The sequence below is a fragment of the Knoellia sp. AC549 genome (assembly GCF_979258975.1).
The window spans coordinates 435,072-458,487 of the sequence record NZ_OZ409890.1; the positions used below are offsets into that span (position 1 = coordinate 435,072).

General features: G+C 69.7%; 22 protein-coding genes. 6 read left to right on the top strand and 16 right to left on the bottom strand.

Translation table 11 applies throughout. The annotated features are described in order from the left end of the window. Entirely contained in the window at nucleotides 1-528 is a 528-nt protein-coding gene (locus ACZZ98_RS02085) for a MarR family winged helix-turn-helix transcriptional regulator (protein WP_463514725.1), read from the top strand. Then, nucleotides 521-2,107 (top strand): MDR family MFS transporter, encoded by a 1,587-nt coding sequence (locus tag ACZZ98_RS02090; protein WP_463514726.1) that lies wholly within the window; start codon nucleotides 521-523, stop codon nucleotides 2,105-2,107. The genes ACZZ98_RS02085 and ACZZ98_RS02090 overlap by 8 nt, the downstream gene beginning before the upstream one ends. 112 nt (nucleotides 2,108-2,219) lie before the next feature. Here ACZZ98_RS02090 and ACZZ98_RS02095 read toward each other — a convergent pair whose 3' ends face one another. The 6 genes from ACZZ98_RS02095 to ACZZ98_RS02120 all read right to left on the bottom strand — a co-directional run bounded on the left by ACZZ98_RS02095 (nucleotide 2,220) and on the right by ACZZ98_RS02120 (nucleotide 8,901). After that, entirely contained in the window at nucleotides 2,220-3,599 is a 1,380-nt protein-coding gene (locus ACZZ98_RS02095) for a 3-hydroxybutyrate oligomer hydrolase family protein (RefSeq protein ID WP_463514727.1), read from the bottom strand. Nucleotides 3,600-3,696: 97 nt separating this feature from the next. Beyond that, nucleotides 3,697-4,170, bottom strand: a complete 474-nt coding sequence (locus tag ACZZ98_RS02100; RefSeq protein ID WP_463514728.1) for a TY-Chap domain-containing protein — start codon at nucleotides 4,168-4,170, stop codon at nucleotides 3,697-3,699. Between the two features lie 35 nt (nucleotides 4,171-4,205). After that, nucleotides 4,206-5,318, bottom strand: a complete 1,113-nt coding sequence (gene prfB / locus ACZZ98_RS02105; protein WP_463514729.1) for a peptide chain release factor 2 — start codon at nucleotides 5,316-5,318, stop codon at nucleotides 4,206-4,208. 135 nt (nucleotides 5,319-5,453) lie between these two features. Further along, a complete protein-coding gene (locus ACZZ98_RS02110) occupies nucleotides 5,454-5,867 on the bottom strand; it encodes a hypothetical protein (protein ID WP_463514730.1) in 414 nt (137 codons plus the stop codon). Between the two features lie 228 nt (nucleotides 5,868-6,095). After that, a complete protein-coding gene (locus tag ACZZ98_RS02115; protein ID WP_463514731.1) occupies nucleotides 6,096-7,472 on the bottom strand; it encodes a flavin monoamine oxidase family protein in 1,377 nt (458 codons plus the stop codon). 25 nt (nucleotides 7,473-7,497) lie between these two features. Then, a complete protein-coding gene (locus ACZZ98_RS02120; RefSeq protein ID WP_463514732.1) occupies nucleotides 7,498-8,901 on the bottom strand; it encodes an NAD(P)/FAD-dependent oxidoreductase in 1,404 nt (467 codons plus the stop codon). Nucleotides 8,902-9,055: 154 nt separating this feature from the next. On the opposite strand from ACZZ98_RS02120, the gene ACZZ98_RS02125 reads away from it, so the two are divergent. Then, nucleotides 9,056-10,606 carry an APC family permease gene (locus ACZZ98_RS02125; RefSeq protein WP_463514733.1) on the top strand — a complete coding sequence of 517 codons (1,551 nt, stop codon included), beginning with the start codon at nucleotides 9,056-9,058 and terminating at the stop codon, nucleotides 10,604-10,606. Nucleotides 10,607-10,708: 102 nt separating this feature from the next. On the opposite strand, the gene ACZZ98_RS02130 is transcribed toward ACZZ98_RS02125, so the two are convergent. Further along, complete coding sequence (locus tag ACZZ98_RS02130; RefSeq protein WP_463514734.1) at nucleotides 10,709-12,154, bottom strand: gamma-aminobutyraldehyde dehydrogenase; 1,446 nt, start codon at nucleotides 12,152-12,154, stop codon at nucleotides 10,709-10,711. Nucleotides 12,155-12,249: 95 nt separating this feature from the next. Here ACZZ98_RS02130 and ACZZ98_RS02135 point away from each other — a divergent pair, with 95 nt between their 5' ends. Next, a complete protein-coding gene (locus ACZZ98_RS02135) occupies nucleotides 12,250-14,181 on the top strand; it encodes a primary-amine oxidase (RefSeq protein WP_463514735.1) in 1,932 nt (643 codons plus the stop codon). A gap of 18 nt (nucleotides 14,182-14,199) precedes the next feature. Here ACZZ98_RS02135 and gabT read toward each other — a convergent pair whose 3' ends face one another. The 9 genes from gabT to ACZZ98_RS02180 are packed head-to-tail and all read right to left on the bottom strand — an operon-like array spanning nucleotide 14,200 to nucleotide 20,885. Further along, entirely contained in the window at nucleotides 14,200-15,537 is a 1,338-nt protein-coding gene (gene gabT / locus ACZZ98_RS02140; RefSeq protein WP_463514736.1) for a 4-aminobutyrate--2-oxoglutarate transaminase, read from the bottom strand. A gap of 40 nt (nucleotides 15,538-15,577) precedes the next feature. After that, nucleotides 15,578-16,252, bottom strand: a complete 675-nt coding sequence (locus ACZZ98_RS02145) for a Pr6Pr family membrane protein (RefSeq protein ID WP_463514737.1) — start codon at nucleotides 16,250-16,252, stop codon at nucleotides 15,578-15,580. 15 nt (nucleotides 16,253-16,267) lie between these two features. Beyond that, nucleotides 16,268-16,747 (bottom strand): pilus assembly protein TadG-related protein, encoded by a 480-nt coding sequence (locus ACZZ98_RS02150; protein WP_463514738.1) that lies wholly within the window; start codon nucleotides 16,745-16,747, stop codon nucleotides 16,268-16,270. Continuing rightward, entirely contained in the window at nucleotides 16,744-17,205 is a 462-nt protein-coding gene (locus tag ACZZ98_RS02155; protein ID WP_463514739.1) for a TadE/TadG family type IV pilus assembly protein, read from the bottom strand. Before ACZZ98_RS02155 ends, ACZZ98_RS02150 begins: the two co-directional genes overlap by 4 nt. 13 nt (nucleotides 17,206-17,218) lie before the next feature. Continuing rightward, nucleotides 17,219-17,608, bottom strand: a complete 390-nt coding sequence (locus tag ACZZ98_RS02160) for a TadE family protein (protein WP_463514740.1) — start codon at nucleotides 17,606-17,608, stop codon at nucleotides 17,219-17,221. 1 nt (nucleotide 17,609) lies between these two features. After that, nucleotides 17,610-17,819 (bottom strand): hypothetical protein, encoded by a 210-nt coding sequence (locus ACZZ98_RS02165; protein ID WP_463517819.1) that lies wholly within the window; start codon nucleotides 17,817-17,819, stop codon nucleotides 17,610-17,612. 41 nt (nucleotides 17,820-17,860) lie between these two features. After that, nucleotides 17,861-18,793, bottom strand: a complete 933-nt coding sequence (locus tag ACZZ98_RS02170) for a type II secretion system F family protein (RefSeq protein ID WP_463514741.1) — start codon at nucleotides 18,791-18,793, stop codon at nucleotides 17,861-17,863. Beyond that, on the bottom strand, nucleotides 18,790-19,659 hold the full coding sequence (locus ACZZ98_RS02175) for a type II secretion system F family protein (protein WP_463514742.1): 870 nt from the start codon (nucleotides 19,657-19,659) through the stop codon (nucleotides 18,790-18,792). Before ACZZ98_RS02175 ends, ACZZ98_RS02170 begins: the two co-directional genes overlap by 4 nt. After that, nucleotides 19,656-20,885 (bottom strand): CpaF family protein, encoded by a 1,230-nt coding sequence (locus ACZZ98_RS02180; protein WP_463514743.1) that lies wholly within the window; start codon nucleotides 20,883-20,885, stop codon nucleotides 19,656-19,658. The genes ACZZ98_RS02175 and ACZZ98_RS02180 overlap by 4 nt, the downstream gene beginning before the upstream one ends. Before the next feature lie 300 nt (nucleotides 20,886-21,185). Between ACZZ98_RS02180 and ACZZ98_RS02185 the strand changes: the two genes are divergently transcribed. After that, on the top strand, nucleotides 21,186-22,505 hold the full coding sequence (locus tag ACZZ98_RS02185; protein ID WP_463514744.1) for a DUF2252 domain-containing protein: 1,320 nt from the start codon (nucleotides 21,186-21,188) through the stop codon (nucleotides 22,503-22,505). Nucleotides 22,506-22,565: 60 nt separating this feature from the next. Beyond that, nucleotides 22,566-23,342: an isocitrate lyase/PEP mutase family protein gene (locus ACZZ98_RS02190; protein WP_463514745.1), complete on the top strand. Its 777-nt coding sequence runs from the start codon at nucleotides 22,566-22,568 to the stop codon at nucleotides 23,340-23,342. The last annotated feature ends 74 nt before the right edge of the window (nucleotides 23,343-23,416 follow it).

Genomic DNA, 23,416 nt, shown 5'->3' on the forward strand with positions numbered 1-23,416 from the left:
ATGGTCAAGCACATGGGCGCGGACGACGCCTTCGAGGAGTTCAGCACCAGCCTCTTCCGCCTCACCCGCTCGCTCCGCTCGACGTCGCACCTGTGGGTCCAGCTGCCCGGCAACCTCAAGCGCACGGACATCACGATCCTCACGATCCTGTCCGACCACGGGGACTGCCGCCCCGGCTTCGTCGCCGACCGGCTCGGCGTGGGCGCCTCCGTCGTCAGCCGCCAGCTCGTCTCCCTCGTCGCCGACGGACTGGTTCTGCGGCGCAAGGACCCGGACGACGGCCGCGCCGAGCTGATCAGCCTGTCCGCGCAGGGCAAGGCACGGCTGCGCACCCTGCGCGCGGCATACGTCCGCGGTATGCGTGAGCAGTTCACCGACTGGGACGCCGCCAGGGCCCAGGCCGCCGCAGCCCTGCTCGACGAGATCTCCGACCACCTCAGCCCGGCACTCGGCGGTCCCGAGCGGGGCTCGGGCGACACCACCAGCACCGACACCACCGACACCACCAACAAGGACACCCATGTCTGACCGCACCACCACCACGGCGACCAGGACCGCCTACGCAGAACCGGATCTCAGCCACAAGGAGGTCCTGGAGGTCCTCACCGGGCTGCTGTCCATGCTCTTCGTCGCGATGGTCAGCTCGACCATCGTCAGCACCGCCCTGCCGACCATCATCGGGGACCTGCAGGGCAGCCAGACCTCCTACACGTGGGTCGTCACCACCACCCTGCTGGCGATGACGGTGTCGAGCCCGATCTGGTCCAAGCTCGCCGACCTCTTCGACAAGAAGCTCCTCGTCCAGATCTCCGGCGTGCTCTTCCTGCTCGGCTCACTCGCCGCGGGGTTCGCCCAGAACGTGCCCCAGCTGCTGGGCGCCCGGGGCCTGCAGGGGCTCGGCGTCGGCGGCCTGCTGGCGCTGGCCCAGGCCATCATGGGCTCGATCATCCCGCCCCGCGAACGCGGGAGGTACAGCGGCTACATGGCTGCCGTCATGGCCGTCGCGACCGTGTCCGGCCCGCTCCTCGGAGGGCTCCTCGTCGACACGGTCGGCTGGCGCTGGTGCTTCTGGGCGGCGGTGCCGATCTCGCTGGTCGGGCTCGCCATGCTGCAGAGGTTCCTGCACCTCGCGCAGGTCCGCCGCCCGGTCCGGATCGACTGGTGGGGCGCCGTCCTCATCTCGGTCGCGGCCAGCCTCCCGCTCGTCTGGGTCTCCTTCGCCGGCAGCCGCTTCGACTGGGTCTCGGTCGAGACCGCCGCCTTCCTCGTCCCCGCGGCGCTCGCCGTGCTCGCCCTGATCTTCGTGGAGCGGAGCCACCCCGAGCCGCTCATCCCGCCCAAGATCCTCCTCGAGCGCACGACCACGCTGGCCATCGTCGCCAGCATCGCGGTCGGCATCGCCCAGTTCGGGACCTCGGTCTTCCTCAGCCAGTTCTTCCAGGTGGCCCAGGGCTTCTCGCCCACCGAGGCCGGGCTGCTCATGCTGCCCCTCATCCTCGGCAGCATGGTCGGAGCCACGGTGTCGGGCCAGCTGATCACCCGCACCGGCATCTGGAAGCCCTACATGCTCGTCGGCACCGTCGTCCTCATCGCCGGGCTGGCCCTCATGGGGCCGACCGACCACACGACGCCGATCTGGCACCTCTCGATCTACATGCTCCTCATGGGCGTCGGCCAGGGCACGCTGATGCAGAACCTCGTCCTCGTCGTGCAGAACACCGTCGACCTGCGCGACATCGGTGCCGCCAGTGGCGTCGTGAGCTTCTTCCGCTCGCTCGGTGGCACCGTCGGCATCGCCGTGCTCGGCGCCATCCTCACGAGCCGGGTCAGCGACAACATCGTCAGCGGTCTCCGGGCCAAGGGCATCCCCAGCTCGGGCGACGCGACGGGCGGGGGCAACCTCGACCTCGACACCCTGCCGGCCCCGGCACTCGAGGTCGTGCGGCAGGCCTATGGCGACAGCACCGGCTTCATCTTCCTCATCGCGGCGGGCGTGGCCGTCTTCACTCTCGTCGCCATCGCGTTCATGCCGCACACCGCGCTGCGGACGACGGTCACCAAGCAGGACGACAAGGATCCCCTCGGGCTCGAACGGCCCATCGACTGACCGCAGATCCCCTCACCCACCAGGCGACTTCGTGCCCCATTGGGCCACCTTCAGCGCGGGTGCGCCGGATGCGGAACCGGCCCGATGGGGCACGAAGTCGGACGTGGCCGGGTCACAGGGCGCACGTGTGGAGCAGGTCTCCCGAGGTCGGGCGCGGCACGGTCGCGTCCGCCGGCGGCGCCGTCCCGTCCTCGACCCACGCCGTGAGCGCGTCGAACCCGGCGCGGGCACAGGGCAGGAGCGGGCGGAGGCGGTCCGGGAACGCGGGGACGAGCGCATCGGTGTGGGTGCCGTCCTCGACCCGGTAGTAGCGGTGGTCGGAGCCCCGGCCGGCGTCATCGACGAGCTGCTCGTAGACGTCGGAGTCGGTGCCGATCGGCAGCAGCGTGTCCAGGTCGCCGTGCACCGTGATGAGCGGCTTGCCGATGTCGCCGGTGAGCTCCACCGACCGCATGGCCTCCTTCACCGCGGCGGGGCGGCTCGCGTAGTCGTAGTCCGCGTCGCACTGGGGAGTGCCGCTAGCGCAGTAGGGCGTCCCGGCGTCGGTTGCGCCGTCGAAGGTGGGGTCGAACTCCTCGCGGTAGATCCGCTGGGTGAGGTCCCAGTAGACGGTGTGGTGGAACGGCCAGAGGAACTCGCTGCCGGGTGCGAAGCCGGCCGCGATCATCGCCGCGTGGGCCTCGGGACTGCCGGTCGCGGCATACGCGGGGTAGTGCTTGAGCGCGGTCGGCAGGTAGGTGAGCAGGTTGGGTCCGTCAGCGCGGAGGAGCGTGCCCTCCCAGTCGAGCCCGCCGTCATAGAGGTCGGGGCGGTTCTCGAGCTGCCAGCGGACGAGGTAGCCGCCGTTGGAGATGCCGGCCATCCAGGTCCGTTGCGGCGCCTTCGCCCGGACCTGCTTGACGACGCGCTTGGCGGCGAGGGTGAGCTCGGTGACGCGTGAGTTCCATTCGCGCACACTGCCGCCCGGCTCCGAGCCGTCGTCGTAGAAGCGCAGGCCCATGTTGCCCTTGTCGGTGCTCGCGAATGCATATCCCTGTGCGAGAACCCAGTCCGACCAGATGAAGTCGTTGGCGTACTGCGTGCGGTTGCCCGGGGCGCCCGTGATGACGAGCCCGCCGTTCCAGTCGTCGGGGATGCGGATGACGAACTGGCTGTCGTGGTTCCAGCCGTTGTTGGTGTTCGTCGTCGACGTGTCGGGGAAGTAGCCGTCGACCTGTATGCCGGGCACCCCCGTCGGGTTGACCGTGCCGGGTGTGTGGAGACCGGCGAAGTCCGCGGCCCTGCTGTGTCCGGACGGCACCGTGCCGGCGGTCGTGAGGTCGTCGAGGCAGGAGACCTTCTGCTTCTCGGCTCCGGGGACCGCGATCTTGGCCTGGCGGGCGCAGTGCCCGCCACCCGGCTTGTCGGCGGTAGCCGCTGGTGCGGCGGCCACGAGGGCGGCGGTGGCTGCGAGGGCGGTCAGGGTGGCGAGGACCGCGCGAGGAGACGTCATTGTCGGGCACATGGCGCTCAGCATCCTCGGGCGCCACCCGCAGTCCCATGTGCGCAGGCCCCACTCCCCCGTGGAGCGTGTGTGTCTGTGCGACCGCTCAGGCGTCGGTGACGAAGAGCTCGCGCAGCGTGCGGGTCACGAGTGTTGCCGCTGCCGCGGCGTCCGAGGCCGGTAGGTAGCCCGAGACCGCGACGTCGTCGGGGAACCACCGTGACCAGATCCGCGCCTCGATCTCGTCGTGGCTCGGACGGCGCCAGCCGAGTGCGTCGATCTGGGCCTCCTCGGCCTCCGACAGGAGGAGCTCACCGCCGAAGCGCTCGCTGCCCACGAGCTCGGCGACGGCGTGGTCGTCATCGCGCCGCACCCGTGCCCACGGCCAGGTGTCCTCGTGGACGGCGGGGATGATCCCCAGGAACCGGCTCTTGCGCACGAGGTGCGGACGCGCCAGCGAGGGGAGCGAGATGACGACGTCCTCCCCCGCGGCCAGACCCCGGATCCGCAGCGCCAGCGCAGCCGACCACTCCGTCCAGTCCGCCGGTCCATCAGCCGGGAGCTCCACGGCATACCTCATCGTTGGTCTCGAGTCTCACTGTCCCGCAAGGGAACTCACTCAGCGGCCTTGCGCTGGGCGATCTGCCAACGGATGCCGGCCTCGATGAAGCCGTCGATGTCACCGTCGAAGACGGCGGTCGGGTTGCCGGTCTCGTACTCGGTGCGCAGGTCCTTGACCATCTGGTAGGGGTTGAGGACGTAGGAGCGCATCTGGTCGCCCCAGCTCGCCTTGACGTCGCCGGCCATCTCCTTCTTGACGGCGGCCTCCTCGGCGCGCTTGAGCAGGAGCAGGCGGGACTGCATGACCCGCAGCGCGGCGGCGCGGTTCTGGATCTGGGACTTCTCGTTCTGCATCGACACCACGGTGCCGGTCGGGAGGTGCGTCATGCGCACGGCGGAGTCGGTGGTGTTGACCGACTGACCGCCCGGTCCCGAGGAGCGGAAGACGTCGATCTTGAGGTCGTTCTCGGGGATCTCGATCGAGTCGGTCCCCTCGATGAGCGGGATGACCTCGACGGCGACGAAGCTCGTCTGGCGGCGGCCCTGGTTGTCGAAGGGGCTGATCCGGACGAGGCGGTGGGTGCCGCCCTCGACCGAGAGGTTGCCGAACGCATAGGGCACGTTGACCTCGAAGGTCGCGGACTTGATGCCGGCCTCCTCGGCGTAGGACGTGTCCATGACCTTGGTCGGGTAGCCGTGGCGCTCGGCCCAGCGCAGATACATGCGCATGAGCATCTCGGCGAAGTCGGCCGCGTCGACGCCGCCGGCGCCGGCGCGGATCGTCACGACGGCGGAGCGCTCGTCCCACTCGCCACTGAGCAGGGTGCGGACCTCGAGCTCGCCGACGGCCTTCTTGACGGCGCGCAGCTCCTTCTCGGCCTCGAGCAGGGTCTCGGCGTCGTTCTCCTCCTGGCCCATCTCGACCAGAGCCTCGAGGTCGTCGACCTTGGTGTCCATGCCGGTGACGCGCTCGTACTCGGACTTGGCGCGAGAGAGCGCCGAGGTGACGACCTGCGCCTTCTCCTGGTCGTCCCAGAGGTCGGGTGCCGCCACCTGCTGCTCGAGGTCGGCGATCGTCGCCTCGAGCGCGCTCAGGTCGGTGACGTCACGCACCGACGTCATCGTCGTGCGCAGGTCTTTGATCTCTTGCTGGAAGTCGGTTGCCACAAGAGCCAAGACTACGTGCCCGTATGCCGTCCGCTCACCTCCCGCGGTCCGGACCGGCTGGGCGGGCTGGACGGGCTGGGCGGGCCACCGACGAGGGGTGTCGGTAACCCGCCCAGGTCAGGAAGTCGCGTCCGGTCAGCCGGGACCTCCGGCGCCGCACGACGCGTAGGCGCCGCCGATGACGTCACCGTAGGCGGCGAAGACGTGGTCGATGCCACGGCCGTCGGCGTTGTTGGGGCCGCCGACGACACCGTCCTTGCCGGCCACGGTCTTGATGGTGAAGGAGGATGGCGCGCCGCTGGCCTCGTATGCAGCCATGACGCATTCGCCCTGCTCCGCAGTGAGCACACCGTCCTCGACGTCACCACCGATGGCGTCGGACACCACGAGCGTGAACCACGCGTTGGAGTTGGCACCGGCCTGTGTGTTGCCCTTGTCGGAGCGGCTGGCGTTGTAGCACTCGTGAGCCGCCGCTGTTGTCGCGGTGGCGAGACCGATGGCGGCCGTCATGGCAATGGCGGCGCCGAAGCGCTTGGTCGTGCGACGCATCTCGGATCCCTTTCCGAAGCGCCGCCGGGGCGACGGGGACGTCGCCGTGGTGCGGCGGAACTCCTGACCAAGGAGTCTTCTCCGACCCGGTTCGGCCGTCCGGGCGTTGGCGAAACCGAGGGCCACCCGTCAGGATCATTTTTCGCGAGCCCGGCCGGACTACTCGTGATGCAACTCCTCGACCCCTGACGTAGTCACCGCGGCCGCCCTGCAGGTGTGCCGTGTCCCTCAGGGCAGGTCGGCCAGGGCCTCGGCGGCGGCGCGCACCCCTGCGTCGACCGCGCCCTCCATGTAGCCGCTCCACTGGGTCGCGGTCTCGGTGGCGGCCCACTTGATCGGCCCGATCGGTGCCGCGAGGGCCTGGCCGAAGTGGATCCAGCCGCAGGGTCCCGGGTTGGCGTTGTAGCAGCCGCGGGTCCACTCCCGGTCGGCCCAGCCGCCCTCGACGATGAGCTCGGGAGCAGCGGCCCGGGGTCCGAAGTGGCGGCCCAGCTCGGCGCGCAGCGCCTCCTGCCGCTGCTCCGCGGGCCACCGACCCTCGGCGCGCGCGTTCTCACCCTCGAGGAACGCCAGGATGATGCCGGGCCCCCCGCTCCCCTCGGGCATGCAGGACTCGTTGGACATGCGGGCCGGGCCCACGTCGGAGATGAGCTGGGCGTTGAGCCCGTCCGCACGCCAGAACGGCTCGTCGTAGATCGCGAACGCCTTGTGCGCCGAGGCCTGTGGCATGCGCTGGGTCAGTTGGTCGCGCGTCCCCGGCAGGGGCGGGTCGTACATGATCCGCCCGGCCAGCGTGGGGGCGAGCGCGACGATGACCTGCCGACCTCTCGCGACCAGACCGCCCCGGCAGGTCACCGTCACCGAGTCCGGCCCGTGGTCGATGGTGAGGACAGGGGCGTCGAGCACCACCCGCTCCCCCAGGTCGTCCGCGAGCCGCTCCGGGATCTGCGCGGTGCCACCGACGAAGCGCTGGGTCTGGGCGCCTCCCTCCGACTCCGAGAGCAGGTCGGCGGTGACGCCGCAGGTCACGACGTTGACGAGCAGCCCGAGCAGGGAGACCTCGACGGTGGGCACGGCGAGGATGCCGACGGTGCAGATCTCCAGCAGCGAGCGTGCGGTCGGCGAGAGGCCCTGCGCGTCGTACCACTGGCCGACGGTGATGCGGTCCCACTCGTCGGCGTCCGGGGCCAGCCAGGGGGCGGCGACGGTCACGGTCTCGGCCATGGCGTCGAGTCGGCGCAGCACGCGGTCGACGTCGGCGAGGTCCTGCTCGTGGGCCGTCCGGAAGGCGTCGCCGCGCAGCAGCCGTCCACCGAACTCGTAGGAGGTCTCGCCCTCCTCGAACTGCGGATAGAGAGCGATGCCGAGATCTGCGGCCAGCGCCTCCATCCGGTGGTGGGTGTCGCCGATCCACTGCGCCCCGAGCTCGAGGAAGACACCCGGCAGCGGCTCCTCCGTGAGGATCCGCCCGCCCACGCGGTTGCTGGCCTCGAGGACGAGCGGCTCGTGCCCGGCGCGCTGCACCTCACGGGCGGCGACGAGCCCGGACAGGCCGGCGCCCACGATGATGACGTCCGCGTCCCGCGGACCCTGGGCCATGGGCATGAGCTGCTCTTTCCGTCGTCTGCGGTCAGGACTCGAAGCCGAGCCCGACACGATCGAGGGTTCGCAGCCACAGGTTGCGTCGGCCCTCGTGCAGGTCGGCTCGTTGGATCGACCAGGTCGTGGCCTTGATCGCGGCCCACCGGGCGGGCTCCGGCGGGAACGGCAGCGGCTTGCTGCGCACCATCTGGAGCCGGGTGCGTTCGTTGTCGGCGCCGTCGACGAGGTCGAGCATCACCCGGGCCCCGAACCGGCTCGCCCCGACACCGAGCCCGGTGTAGCCCGCCACGTAGGCGACCCGCCCACCGTGGGCCCGACCCCAGAACGCGGTGAACCTGCTGCAGGTGTCAATCGCCCCTCCCCACCGGTGGGTGAAGGCGAGCCCGCGCAGCTGGGGGAAGGTGTCGAAGAACTGTTGCGCGAGAACGGCATACGTCGCTGGTCGGTGGTCGTACTCGGCTCGCACCCGGGAGCCGAAGTGGTAGACGGCGTCGTAGCCACCCCAGAGGATCCGGTTGTCGGCGGTGAGCCGGTAGTAGTGGAACTGGTTGGCGCTGTCGGCCAGCCCATGGCGTCCCTTCCAGCCGATCGAGTGGAGCTGCTCGGCGCTGAGCGGCTCGGTGACGAGCGTGTAGTCGTAGACCGGGATGACGTAGTGGTCCAGCCGGCGCAGGAGCCGACCGCCGAAGACGTTGGTGCCGAGCACCGCCTTGGCCGCTCGGACGCTGCCGTGGTCGGTGCGGAGCCGCACGCCGGGTCCGTCCGTGTCGATGGCGGTGACGCTCGTGTGCTCATGGATGCGGACACCGAGGTCGAGGCAGGCACGGCGCAGGCCCCAGGCGAGCTTGGCCGGATGGACCATGGCGACACCGTCAGGGTCGTGCATCGCGGCGAGGTAGGTCGGGGAGTCCACGTGCGCCCGCGCCTCGTCGCGGTCAAGGAAGGCCATCGAGCCGCCGTGACGGTTGACCGTGTCGACGAGCTCCCGCAGGTCCTCGACCTGCCACGGCTCGACGGCGAAGTCGAGCTCACCGGTGCGCTCGAACTCGGCGTCGATGCCGTGCCGCACGAGCGCGTCCTCGATCCCGTCGAGGTTGTCCCGGCCCATCGCCTGCAGGGTGTCGAACTCGGGGCCGAAGCGGTCGAGCCCGTTGGCCTCGCCGTGGGTGAGGCTCGCAGCGCAGAAGCCGCCGTTGCGACCAGAGGCGGCCCACCCGATGGTGTGGGCCTCGAGGAGGACGACGTCGCGAGCAGGGTGGTCCTCCTTGGCCTGCAGTGCCGCCCACAGTCCGGTGTAGCCGCCCCCGACGACGACGAGGTCGGCCGTGGTGTCGCCGGTAAGGGTCGGCGCGGGGGCAGGCGCCGCCCGGTCGGCCAGCCAGAACACCTTCGGCTCGGCGTGAGCAAGTGAGGCGGCGACATCGGGCACCATCGCCACATCGTTGCAGCCCGTGGCCCGTTGCGGGCGTGGAGGGCGGAAGCGCGATTCCGCGAAAGAGCCCACCGGCCCCCCGGCCGCGGGCATACAGTGCGCTCACCCGGCGGACTGCGTGCCCGTGCCGCCCGAGCGTGAAGGGCAGGCTGACGTGTCCGCATCAACCAGGAACGCACCCGGCGGCGACATCCAGGCTCACAAGGGGCTGAGCGAGGGCTCGCTCTCCTTCACGGGCACGCTCGCGATCGGGCTGGCATCGGTGGCACCGGCATACAGCCTCGCTGCCACGCTCGGCTACGTCGTCATCGAGACGGGAGTGCTCGCTCCGGTCGCCGTCATCCTCGGCTTCATCCCGATGCTGCTCACGGCCTACGCCTATCGCGAGCTCAACCGGGCGGTGCCGGACTGCGGGACGACGTTCACCTGGGTGACGAAGGCGTTCGGTCCGCGCACCGGCTGGTTCAGCGGCTGGGTGCTGGCGATGGCCGGGATCATCGTGCTGGCCAACCTCGCGCAGGTCGCGGCGCAGTACTCGTTCCTTCTCCTCGGGGCCGACGGCCTCGCCGACAACAAGGTGGCGGTGACAGGGCTCGGCGTCGTCCTGCTCGCCACGATGACCTACATCTCCTATCGCGGCATCGAGATCGCGAAGTGGCTGCAGAACGTCCTCGTGGCGGTCCAGTACGTCGCGCTCGCGATACTCGTCGGCGCGCTGCTCTGGGCGGTGTTCGGCGCGGACCGTCCCGACACCTCGATCGACATCTCGGCCTCGTGGTTCAACCCGCTGGCGTTCTTCCAGGAAGGTGGCGGCGGCTGGGGCTCCCTCACCGAGGGCATGATCCTCATGGTCTTCATCTACTGGGGCTGGGACACGATCCTGTCGCTCAACGAGGAGACCAAGGACAAGGAGAACACCCCCGGTCGCGCGGCCGTCGCGGCCACCCTCATCCTGCTGGCGACCTACCTCCTGACGACCGTCGCGTCCGTCTCGTATGCCGGTGTCGGCGACACCGGCATCGGGCTGAGCAACGAGGAGAACGCCGACGACGTCTTCAGCGTCATCGGCGAGCAGGCGCTCGGCAGCTGGGACTGGGTCGTGCTGCTCGCGGTCCTCGTCTCGGCCGTGGCCTCGACGCAGACGACGATCCTGCCGGCCGCCCGCGGGACCCTGGCGATGGGCGTCTACCGGGCGATCCTCACGCGGTTCGCCGACACCCACCCGCGCTACCTCACCCCGACCTACTCCACCGTGTTCATCGGTGGAGTGGCGACGGCGATCTATGTGGCGCTGAGCCTCATGGGCGACAACGTCTATGGCGACGTGCTCCTGGCGATCGGCCTGATGATCGCCTTCTACTACGGCATCACTGCCTACGCGTGCGTCTGGTACTTCCGCAAGGACATCGCCCGCGGCGGCAAGGACCTGTGGGTCAAGGGGATCCTGCCGCTGCTGGGCGCGCTCATCCTCACCTTCGCCTTCTTCAAGAGCGCGATCGACATGCTCTCTGCCGACTACGGCTACCTCGGAGCCTGGACGGTGCCCGGCCTCGGCTGGGAGATCGGCAGCGTCTTCCTCTTCGGGATGGGCACGATCCTGCTCGGCCTGCCGATCATGTTCATCCTGTCGCGGCGCGAGGAGCAGAAGCCGTTCTTCAACGGCGAGACCCTCCACGTGGACACCCCCGTCAAGGCGCCGGAGTGACCCACGGATACCCCTCGACTTTGTGCCCCATTGGGCCCTTGAGTGCGCAGGTGCGCCCGACGCACACACGGCCCAATGGGGCACGAAGTCGGCAGCTGCGGGTCAGCCCTCGAACCCGTGGTGCTGCATGACGTGCTTGATCCGGGTGTAGTCCTCGAACCCGTAGACCGACAGGTCCTTGCCGTAGCCGGAGTGCTTGAAGCCGCCGTGGGGCATCTCGGCCAGCAGCGGGATGTGGGTGTTGATCCACACGCACCCGAAGTCGAGCCTCGCCGCCATGCGGGCCGCGGTGCTGGCGTCCTTGGTCCACACCGACGAGGACAGTCCGTAGACCGTGTCGTTGGCCATCCGCACGGCGTCATCCTCGGTGGTGAAGCGCTGCACCGTCATGACCGGCCCGAACACCTCGGTCTGCACCAGCTCGTCGTCCTGGCGCAGGTCGGCGATGACGGTCGGTGCATAGAAGTAGCCCGGCCGGTCGAGCCGCTGCCCGCCGGTGGCGACGCGGGCGTGCGGGGGCGTGCGGTCGACCAGGCCGGAGATGTGGCCGAGCTGGTTCTCGTTGTTGATCGGGCCATAGAGGATGTCGTCGTCGGAGCGGTCGTAGCCGGTCTTGGTGTCCGCGGCCGCCTTGGCCAGCGCGGCGGTGAACTCGTCGTAGATCCCGTCCTGCACGATGACCCGGGTGGCGGCGGTGCAGTCCTGGCCACCGTTGAACAGGCCTGCGACGGAGATGCCCTCGACCGCCGAGGCGATGTCGACGTCGTCGAACACCACGACCGGCGCCTTGCCACCGAGTTCGAGGTGGGCCTTCTTGAGGTCGGCCGCCGCTGCGGTGGCCACCGCCATGCCGGCGCGGGTCGAGCCGGTGATGGAGACGAGCTGCGGCACCTTGTGCTTAGTCAGGGCCGCGCCGGTGTCGCGGTCGCCGGTGACGAGGTTGCACACCCCGGGCGGGAAGATGTCCTGCATCTTCTCGAACATCCATGCCGACGATGCCGGGGTGGTGTCGGACGGCTTGAGGACGACGGTGCAGCCGGCGGCCAGCGCGGGCGCGAACTTCCACACCGCCATCATCATCGGGTAGTTCCACGGCGTGACCTGGGCGACCGGACCGATCGGCTCGCGCCGGACCGAGGACGTGTAGCCGCGCATGTATTCGCCCGAGGACCTGCCCTCGAGGATCCTCGCGGCACCGGCGAAGAACCTGATCTGGTCCACCATCACCGGCAGCTCCTCGGACATCGTCACCGAGAACGGCTTGCCGGTGTTCTCGGACTCGATCGCCACCAGCTCATCGGCGTTGCTCTCGACGACGTCGGCGAGCTTGAGCAGCGCCTGTTGGCGCTCGTTCGGGGTGGTCCAGCGCCACTTCTCGAAGGCCTTGCCGGCGGCGGCGCACGCCCGGTCGACGTCCGCCTCGTCCGAGTGCGGCGCGGTTGCATAGACCTCCCCCGTCGAGGGGTCGATGATGTCCATCATCGCGCCGGACGCCGCTGGTTGGGCCTCGCCGTCGATGATGTTGTGCAGAACCTTCTTCGTCGACATTCGTCACTCCCGGATTCGCCGAACTCATTACGCCGATGCCCTTCTGCGATCAGGCTAGGCCGGATGGGCAACGGCGACGAGGCATTGGAGCAGAAATGACCGATCACCCGCTGGATCCGCTGTCCGCCGAGGAGTTCCGGGCGACCGCCGCCATCCTGCGACGGGACCAGGGCGTCGACGAGCGGTGGCGCTTCGCCGGAATCTCTCTCCAGGAGCCGGACAAGGCCGCACTGCGGGACGCAGAGGCCGGTGCACCGCTCGCGCGGACCGCCTTCGCCGTCGCATGGAACCGGGACGACAACCGGGCCTACGAGGCGGTCGTCGACCTCACCGCCGACCGGGTCGTGACGTGGACCCACGTGCCGGGCATGACCCCGAACTTCACCATCGACGAGTGGCACGAGATCGACGTGCTCATGCGCGCCCATCCCGACGTCATCGCCGCCCTGGCCAAGCGCGGCATCACCGACCTCAGCCTGCTGCTGGTCGACGCCTGGACCTACGGCTACGACCTCATGCCCGAGAAGTGGCGCGACCGCCGGCTGGGGTGGTGCGACCTGTGGCTGCGGGAGACCCCGGACGGCAACCCCTATGCGCACCCCGTGCCCGGGATCAAGCTCATCGTCGACATGAACACCGGTCAGCTCCTCGAGATCGACGAGGGACCCAACCCCGGTATGCCGCGTGTCGACGGTGAGTACGCACCTTCCGTCCGTGGTGGTGAGCTGCGCTCGGACCTCAAGCCACTGCACATCACCCAGCCCGACGGGGTCTCGTTCGCACTCGACGGCAACGAGCTGTCCTGGCAGGGCTGGCGGCTGCGGGTCGGCTTCACCTTCCGCGAGGGGCTCGTGCTGCACCAGGTGGGCTACGACGGTCGGCCCATCGCACACCGAATGTCGTTCGCGGAGATGATCGTTCCCTACCGCGACCCGAGCTTCGAGCACTACCGGCGCACGGCCTACGACATCGGCGAGTGGGGCCTGGGGTTCATGACGACCTCGCTGGAGCTGGGCTGCGACTGCCTCGGCGAGATCCGCTACCTCGACGCGACGCTGCACGACAGCCGCGGCGAGCCCTATGACATCCCCAACGCGATCTGCATCCACGAGGAGGACAACGCCCTGCTGTGGAAGCACGTCGACGACCGCACGGGCGCCGAGGTGCGCCGGATGCGAAGGCTCGTCGTCTCGTTCCACGCCACGGTGGCCAACTACGAGTACATCGTCTACTGGCGCTTCTACCAGGACGGCAGCATCGAGTGCGAGGTCCGGGCGACCGGGCTCATGGTCACGACGCCCTACGCCGAGGGCTCCCCCGCCCCGGAGACCGGCACCGTCGTGGACAACCAGACCTATGCGCCCTTCCACCAGCACTTCATCGTGGCCCGGCTCGACCTCGACGTCGACGGTGAGGACAACACGGTGCACGAGGTGGACTCCGAGGTCGTCCCGATCTCGGCCGACAACCCGCACGGGCTCGCCCTGAGGACGCGGTCGACGCCGGTGCGGTCCGAGGCCGAGTCGGGCCGGGACTTCGACTGGCAGCGGCAGCGGGCCTGGAAGGTCGTCAACCCGAACCGCACCAACGCACACGGGACGCACCCGGCATACAAGCTCGTCCCGAGCGCCTCGGTCCCGGCACTGATGGACCCCGAGGCCCCGCAGTTCCTCCGTGCGCCGGTCATCGGGCACACGCTGTGGGTGACGAAGAACCACGCGAACGAGCTGTGGCCGGCAGGCGCCTACCCGACCCAGTCACGCGAGGACACGGGCATGAGCCGGTGGGTCGCCGACGACGAGCCGCTCGAGAACACCGACGTCGTGCTCTGGTACGTCATGGGGATCCACCACATCACCCGGGTCGAGGACTGGCCGATCATGCCGGCGGACACGATTGCCTTCTGGCTCAAGCCCTTTGGCTTCTTCGACCGCAACCCGTCGATCAACGTGGCCCCGACCGAGAAGGCCTCGCAGGCTCCGAAGCCTGATGGCGGCAAGGGCGGTGCGGCGCCCAGCTGCCACTGACCGCTGGTCGGCCCACGATCAGGCGTCGGCGAAGACCTCGTCGAGGAGGTCGAGACCCTCGGTGAGCAGGTGGTCGGGCATCGCCAGTGGGGGCAGGAAGCGCAGGACGTTGCCCTCGGTGCCGCAGGTGAGGACGATGAGCCCGCGCTGGTGGGCGGCTGTCGCGACGGCCTTGGTCAGACCGGCATCCGGCGCGCCGGTGGCTGGGTCCACGAGCTCGATCGCGATCATCGCCCCGCGACCGCGCAGGTCGCCGACCCTCGGGTCGCGTTCGGCGAGGGCGGTCAGGCGCTCCATCATCGTGGCCTCGATGGCCCGGGCGCGGCCCACGAGGTCGTCGGCGTCGATGGTCTCGATGACGGCGAGGGCTGCGGCGCACGCGAGCGGGTTGCCGCCGTAGGTCCCGCCGAGCCCGCCGACGTGGGGGGCGTCCATCATGTCGGCGCGCCCCGTGACCGCGGCCAGCGGCAACCCGCCGGCGATCCCCTTGGCCGTGACGATGAGGTCCGGCACGGCGTCCTCGTGCTCCATCGCGAACAGCGCTCCGGTGCGGGCGAACCCGGTCTGCACCTCGTCGGCGACGAAGACGACGCCGTTGTCACGGCACCACTGCACCAGCTCGGCGATGAAGCCGGGAGCCGGGACGATGAAGCCGCCCTCCCCCTGGATCGGCTCGATGACGACGGCGGCGAGGTTCTCGACACCGACCTGCTTCTCGATGACGTTGATGGCACGGGCCGCGGCGGCCTTGCCGTCCAGCCCGTCGCGATAGGGGTAGGACAGCGGCGCCCGGTAGACCTCGCCGGCGAAGGGGCCGAAGCCGGACTTGTAGGGCATGTTCTTCGACGTCATCGCCATGGTCAGGTTGGTCCGACCGTGGTACGCGTGGTCGAAGACGACGACCCCCTGCCGTTTGGTGTGCTGACGGGCGATCTTGACGGCGTTCTCGACGGCCTCGGCCCCGGAGTTGAAGAGGGCGGTGCGCTTCTCGTGGTCGCCGGGGGTGAGCCGGTTGAGCGCCTCGGCGACGCGGACGTAGCCGTCGTAGGGCGTGATCATGAAGCAGGTGTGGGTGAAGGCCTGGACCTGCTCGGTGACGGCCTCGACGACGCGCGGGGCGCTGTTGCCCACTGTCACGACGGCGATGCCGGACCCGAAGTCGATGAGCGAGTTGCCGTCGACGTCGAGGACCACCCCACCGCCGGCTGCCACAACGTAGACGGGCAGCGTCGTGCCGACCCCGGCCGCGACGGCGGCCTGTTTGCGGGCCTGCAGCTCGAGAGACTTCGGGCCGGGGATGGCCGTGGCCAAGGTGCGCTGCTGGGTCAGGTTCGGGCCGCCCGTCGTGTCGCTCATGTGCCCAATCTGGCACGTCGCGGACCGGCCCGTGGCCACATCACGCAGGGACGTGGCGTGACTCCTTTGCATGCTGGCCCGGCAGGCGCGGGTCGAGCCTGATGGCGGCCCAGGTCAGGGCGAGCAGGAGCACTGCGACTCCGGCACAGGCGAGGAGGGCGCTCGGGTAGCCGTGGAGCCCGACGTCGAGGAACGGGTAGGGGTACCAGTCGACGACGGCGCCACGCACGAGGGTGTAGACGAGCCACCCCATCGGGAAGATGAGCGAGGGCAGCAGGAGGCTGCTGTCGACCCGGCCGCGAGGGCCGAAGGCGAGCCACCCGATGATGGCGAGCAGCGGGACGACCATGTGCAGCAGCTTGTCGGCCGCCCAGTCGGCACCGCTCAGGTCGAGCAGCGGCCGCAGGAGGAAGAAGTGGACGACGCCGGTGACGGCGATGCAGATGATGGCATTGAGCCGAATGACCCGCCACCACCTCGGGAAGGTGTCCTGCCGCAGCGCCAGCGTCGTCGTCGTGACCGCCACGAGCAGGTTGGACAGGATCGTGAAGTAGGAGACCAACCGGATGAGGCGGGTGCCGAGCGGGACGGGCCCGACCGACTCATCGAGGACCCGGCCACCCTTGAGGACGAGGGCGACCTGGAGGATGAGCGCCGCCCAGGTCACGACGGCGGTGAGGGCGTGCCACGGGCGGGCCAGTCGCTGGGTGTCCACGGGCACATCATGGCCCTACTCGAGGTCTGCCCGCGCGCGGGACACGACGTCGACACGCACTCCGTCGCCCAGCATCCAGCCGACCAGCGGCACCTTTGCGACGCAAGACATGTGGACGACCGCGAGCTCGCCGTCGGGCGTCCCAGTCTCTGCGCCGAGCCCCCACTCGCGCATCCCGGCGGGCATCGGTCGTCTCGCGACGTAGTCACCTGCGGCCTGCTGGACCGTGGCGTTGCTGAGCGGGACCGCCTCACCCACACCTCCCCCGTATGCCGTGTCGTCGAGTGCGTTCGCGGCTGCCAGGGCGGCGCCGTCGGCGGCGTCGAGGAGCTTCATCCGGGACAGGTGCACGGACGTCACGGCGATGACACCGGTGATGAGCAGCACGCAGATCATCGTGAAGACGAGGACGAGGAGGGCGACCCGCCCCTGCTCGTCACGCTGGACAGGACTGTGCCGCAGCGGGTTTCGAACCTGCTGGCCATGCCTGGTCACGATGAACCTCGGAACCGGTCGACGGTCGAGAGGTGGCTCGCGGTCAGCGGGATCTCGAGAGGAACGACGTCGCGGGCGAAGCCGGGGATGAGAGGCAGGGGGACGACGACCCGGGCCGTCGTCTCGATGCGGGCCTCCGGAGTGAGGCACGGGGAGGTCGAGCAGGCGACCTCCATCGTCCCCCTCCCGCCGAAGCCCTGGTCCGCGAACGCCACCTCGGAGGCCGCCTGTGCCCGCGCCGCCGCGTCCTGCCCGGACTGCGACGTCACGAAGGCGCGTCCGGCTTCGCGCGCGGCCGTCGTCACGGCATACGAACCGGCCTGGATCCGCCCCAGCGTCATGACGAGGTAGATGAGGGGCACGAGCATGAGGACGGCGAGGAAGATGAACTCGAGGATGGCGCTCCCCTCCTCGCCGCGGGCCTGCCCTAGTCGGTCCCGCCAGGTGTTCCTGTCCATGCGCTCACCTCGCTCACTGCCGCTCGAGGAAGGCTCGGCCGGTGACGTCGAGCTGGCCATCCGGCCCCAGCAGGCCGAGAACCGGGAACGGCGCACGCACCCGCACCTCGACGACCTGCACCCCCTCGACCACGTCGGTGCCCACCGAGACGTTGTCGGCGTAGTCGTCGGACAGCGAGGTCTCGATGAGCTCTCGCGCCCTGGCGGCCCCCATCCCCGGATCGGCGTCAGCGCGGGCACCGAGCCGCGCACCCTCGCTCGCGCACGAGATGAGGGTGTTGCGGATGTGGAGGACGAGCCCGAGCTGGAAGACCGTCATGAACAGGAACACGACGAGCCCCGAGACCATGACGAAGTCCGCCACGGCCGACCCGCGCTCGTCCCGACGGGCGAGCGTGGTCATCTCAACGAGAGACGCTGTCCATGGCCTGTTGGAACAGGTTCTGCAGCTGGTCCTCGGCCACCGTCCACAGGACCGCGACCAGCCCGGCCGTCATGAGGGTGATGAGGACCCAGCCCGGCACGTCGCCGCGCTCACGCCGACGATCGGCGTTGTCGACGAGGTGCATGGCGGCGAGCTGGGCTCGGACGAGCGATCGCTGGATGGTCTGCATGGTGCTGCCTTTCGCTGGTGTCACATCGACGAATTCAGGTGTCATATCGAGAAGTTCAGGAACGAGAAGCCGGGATATACGGCGAAGAGGATGGTGACGGGGAGCACCAGGAAGACGACCGGGACCATCATGGCGATCTCCTTCTTGCCCCCGGCCTCCATGACGAGGCGGCGGCCCTCCTCCCGCACGTCCTGCGCCTGTGCGCGCAGGACGTCGGCGAGGGGGGTCCCGCGCTCGACGGCGATGACGATGCCGTCGACGAACCGGGTGAGACTCATGAGCCCGGTGCGGTCGGCGAGACCGTGGAGGGCGACGGGGAGGCTGGCACCGGCTCGGGCATCGGCCAGGCACCGGCGAAGCTCGTCGGAGAGCGCGCCATGGGACAGCCGGCACACTCTCTCGAGAGCACCGACGGCCCCCTCACCGGCCCCCACGGCGAGTGCGAGCAGCTCGGCGACCGTGGGGAACTCGGCGAGCATGCGCTCCTCGCGCTTGGCGGCACGGCGGCTGAGGAACCAGTCGGCCGCGACGACACCGGACGCGACACCGATGGCCGTGAGCAGCACGACGAGGACAGGGCTGGAGCCACGGGTGAAGAAGGCCAGCGTCCCGACGGCAAGCATCCCGAGTCCACCACCCACACCCCAGAGCACCTGTTGCGCTCGGAACCTGTCCACGTCCGGAGCCAGTCCGGCTCGCAGGAGGCGACGGCGGATGGACGGTGCTCCGCCCATGATCCGCTCCACGTGGCCGGAAAGCTCACCGACCACCGGCGCGAGCAGGACCGAGAACACCCCCTTCGTCTGGCTGTCCACGGCGAGCAGGTTCGAGGGTCTCGGGGTGTCCTTGAGGTAGGGCAGGACCCGGTCACCCAACCCCGCTCGACGATGGCGCGGCAGGCCGACCCACGTCAGGAGCAGGCCCGCGCCCATGAGGAAGCCGAGGATGGCGCCGGAGCGTGCGAGATCGGTCACCGGAGCACCCGCTCGTCCTCGGGGAGGCGGCCGATGCGCACCATGATCCAGTAGGCGATGGCCGTCATGGCTGCCCCGAAGAGCAGCACGAGCGCCCCCGTGCCCGTGGAGTACGCCTGGACCGACTCGGGTCGGGTCGACAGCATCGCGAGGACTATCCACGGTGCCGCCACCGCGAGCCGGGCAGCGTTGACCGTCCACGCCTGCCGGGTCTCGAGCTCTGAGCGGGTGCGCGAGTCCTCGCGCAGGAAGACGGACAACGTGCGCAAGAGCCGGCCGAGGTCGCTGCCCCCGACCTCGCGGGCGATGCGCAGCGACTCGATGAGCCGGTCGGCGACGGGGTCGCTGAGCCGCTCCTTGAGCCGGTCGAGGCAGTCGTGGAACCGCCCCGTGATGCGGTAGTCCTGCGCGAAGGCCTGGAAGGCCGGCCGCAGCTCCTCGGGGCCACGGAGCCCGAGCTGCGAGACCGCCTCGGGCAGGGACATGCCGGCTCGCACCGCGGAGGTGATGTTGTCGACGGCATCCGGCCACAGGTCACGCAACCGGTTGCGACGCTGCCGCGCCCGCATCCGGACCAGCGCATAGGGACCCCATGCCGCCATGAGACCGAAGCAGAAGCCGATCGCCGGGACGGCGACCACGGCATACACGAAGAGGAAGACCAGGGTGAACGCCACTCCGCACCCCACGAGGAGCATGCGCGGTGTCACGGTCGGGTAGCCCGCCTGGACCAGGTCGTCGCGAAGGACCCGGATCAGCGTGGGTGGCTCAGGCTGCCGGCTCGGGTTCTCGTCGCGGGGCCAGAAGCTCCACCAGATGCAGAAGAGCCCGGTGCCGAAGAGGAGGCCGACGACGATGCCCGTCACGTCGACCCCTGGGCGAGCAGGGCCGGAAGGTCGTATCCCGCCCGTTCGAAGCGGTCGCGGTGAGGAGGGTAGCCATCGGCGCGCACGAGCTCGTCCCCACGACGCACGAACAGGTCGGCGATCTCGATGACGTCGCCCTCGACCCGACCGGGCACCGCAGCGATCTCTCGGATGCGGCGCGTGCCGTCGCGCTCGAGGGCGGCGTGGACGACGATGTCGATCGAGCCGGCGACGGTCGGCACGACGAAGCGGCTGCCGACGTTCTCGCCGGCGAGCAGCGGCAAGGTGCACATCTTGGTGATCGCTTCGCGGGCACTGTTGGCATGGATCGTGCACATGCCCGGAAGCCCGCTGTTGAGCGCGATGAGGAGGTCGAGGCTCTCGGCCTGGCGCACCTCACCGACGATGATCCGCGAGGGCCGCATGCGCAGCGCCTCCTTGACGAGCCGTCGCAGTGGCACCTCGCCGGTGCCCTCGAGCGAGGGCTGGCGACACTGCATCGACGCCACGTCGCGCATCGGGATCTTCAGCTCGAAGACCTCCTCGCAGGTGACCACCCGCTCGCGGGCCGGGATCGCGGACGCGAGGCAGTTGAGCATCGTGGTCTTGCCCGCCTGCGTGCCTCCCGCCACGAGGATGTTGAGGCCCGATGCCACTGCCGCATCGAGGAAGGTCGCGGCCTGGCGCGTCACCGTGCCCAGCCGGACCAGGTCGTCGAGGCTGTCGGCCTTGACGATGAACTTGCGGACGTTGACGTGCCAGTGCTCACGGGTGATGTCGGGGATGACGACGTGGAGCCTCGAGCCGTCGGGCAGGACGGCATCGACGAACGGGCTGGAGAGGTCGACCCGCCGACCCGAGGACTTGAGCATGCGCTCGACGAGGTCGCGCACCTCGTCGCCGGTGAGCAGGGTCGTCGTCAGCTCGGCCACACCGTTGCGGGCGATGAAGACACGGGTCGGCTCGTTGATCCAGATCTCCTCGACCGTCGGGTCGTCGAAGTACTGCTGGAGCGGTCCGAAGCCGGCAACGGTGTCCCACACGGACTTCTCGGTCCGAGCCACATCGACGAGCACTGGCATACCGCCGTGCATCGAGCGCTGGTCGTAGTCGGCGACGGCGTCGCGGACGAGACGCTGCACGGCCTTGGGGTCGCGCGCGGGGTCGAGTCCGGAGCGTCGGATGAGCTCACGGACCTCGGCCTCAACGGTACGCACGGCGTCCAACGGGACCCCTCCCCCTCAATGCTCGCGCTCACCCCACTGGCTCACGCGTCGATGTTGATCTCTCGTCGACGATCTCTCGTCGCTGTCCCCGCCATCCAAACAAGATTCGCGAGAGCGACCGTGCAGTTGTCCACAGGCCCCCACAGAACTGTTGACCACAGGGTAACCAGAGTTGGCAGAGTCGTCCTGTCGAGCAGACGTTGCTGCCGCCCTGGGGGATTCTCGAGGCGCGGTCCTGCGTCCCAACGGCACTTGGCGCGCGCCCGGTTTGGAGCCTCTCCCGGCAGTAGGGTCCGAACCATGCCGACAACCCGGTCCGAGAGCCGCACGCGCACCATCGTCGACGTGCTCCAGGAGTCGTTCGGTGAGGCGATGTCTGCCCACCCGACGGCATACCGGCACAAGTTCCGGCGGATGGCGCACGACCCGCACTCCTTCTACCGCGGCTCCGCCGCTCTGTTCTACCGGGACGTCACCCGGATGGACGCCCCCTACGTCGACGAGCGGTCCTCCCGGATCTGGGTCCACGGCGACCTGCACGTCGAGAACTTCGGCACCTACCTCAACTCCGCCGGCCGGCTGGTCTTCGACGTCAACGACTTCGACGAGGCCTACGTCGGCCACTTCACCTGGGACCTGCTGCGCTTCAGCACGTCGCTGGCACTGCACGGCTGGCAGAAGGCGCTCCCTGACGAGGAGGTGCGCGCGCTGATCGAGACCTACCTGCGTTCGTACCTGCGCCAGGTCAACCACTACCGCGGCACGCCCGACGACACCGAGTTCGCCATCCGTCTCGAGAACGCTCGCGGTCCCGTCCTTGCTGCGCTGCGCAAGGCTCGCGAGGTGCGCCGGGTGGACCTGCTCAACGGGCTGACCACCGTGGAGGAGCACCATCGGCTCTTCATCGTCAAGGACGGGGTGCGCCGCCTCGGCAAGGCGGAGCGCGCGCGGGTGATGGGGGCCTACGAGGGCTACCTGTCGACGATCCCCGACGACAAGCGCAGCCACATCCCCGTCTTCTACGACGTGCGCGACGTCGTCTCCACCGTCACCCACGGCATCGGAAGCGCCGGCCTCACGAGCTACAACCTGCTGCTCGAGGGCCACAGCCAGGCCCTCGAGAACGACGTCGTCGTGCAGATGAAGCAGGCCAACGTGCCGGCGCTCAGCCGCTTCATCGACAGTGCCGACATCGACGCGGCCTTCGAGCACGAGGCGCACCGCACCGTGGTCAGCCAGCGCGCCCTCCAGGCGCACACCGACTCCCTCCTCGGGCACACGACGATGGACGGAGTGGGTTTCGTCCTGTCCGAGATCTCGCCCTACGAGGTGGGGCTGGCCTGGTCGGACCTCGACGAGCCGGACGAGATCGGCGTCGTGGTGCGACAGCTGGGGCAGGCCACCGCCAAGATCCACTGCGCCTCCGATGAGGACAGCGACCAGCACCTCGTGACCTTCCAGGTCGAGGAGGCGATCGCCGGCCCGCTCGAGGGGAGGCGCTCGGAGTTCACGACGTGGGTGGTCGAGCAGGCCATGGCGTATGCCGCGCAGGTGCACACCGACTATCCCCTCTTCGTCGAGGCCTTCAAGGAGGGCCGCCTGGGGCTGGACGCCGTCTGAGCAGGGCGAGATCGGGCGCCCGGGGGAATAGGAACCGCCGCGTCCGCTTTGATGCCTGACATGACTACCTCCGCACGCGCGACCGACCTGCTCGCCCTCCACCGAGCCCCAGAGCTCCTCACCGTCGTCAACGTCTGGGACGCGATCTCGGCCAAGGTCGTCGCCGACGTGCCCGGCACCAGGGCCCTGGCGACCGCGAGCCACTCGATCGCCGCGACCCTGGGCTACCCCGACGGAGAGGTCATACCCGTCGAGGAGATGCTCGACATGAGCCGCCGCATCGTCGAGGCGACCGACCTGCCGGTGAGCGCCGACCTCGAGGGCGGCTACGGCGACGCCGCCGACACCGTCCGTCGCGCGATCGGGGTCGGGATCGTCGGGGCCAACCTCGAGGACCAGATGAAGCCGCTCGCCGAGGCCGTCGCGCAGGTGGAGGCCGTCATGGCCGCCGCCGCCGCCGAAGGCGTCCCGGACTTCGTGCTCAACGCCCGCACCGACGCGTTCCACCTCGGCCGGGACCGCGACCGCGCGGTCGTGCTCGCCGAGGCGGTCGAGCGCGGGAAGGCCTATCTCGACGCCGGCGCCCCCGTCGTGTTCGTGCCCGCGATACTCACCGAGGACGAGATCGTCACCCTCGTCGACGCCTTCGGGCCGCAGCGCCTGACGACCATCGCCATCCCCGGGACGCCGTCGCTCGCGCGCCAGCAGGAGCTCGGCGTCGCCCGGGTCTCGCACGGCCCGCTCTCGCAGAACGTCGCCCTCACCGCACTCCAGGAGCTGGCCGAAGAGGTCCAGCGCGGCGGCGGCGTGCCCTCCTCGATGCGCATCCTCAACTAGGGCGGTCACCGCCGGGCGCGCGCAACGCGCCTGACGACGGCAGCCCGCTGACGGCATACCTCTCAGGGGTTGTG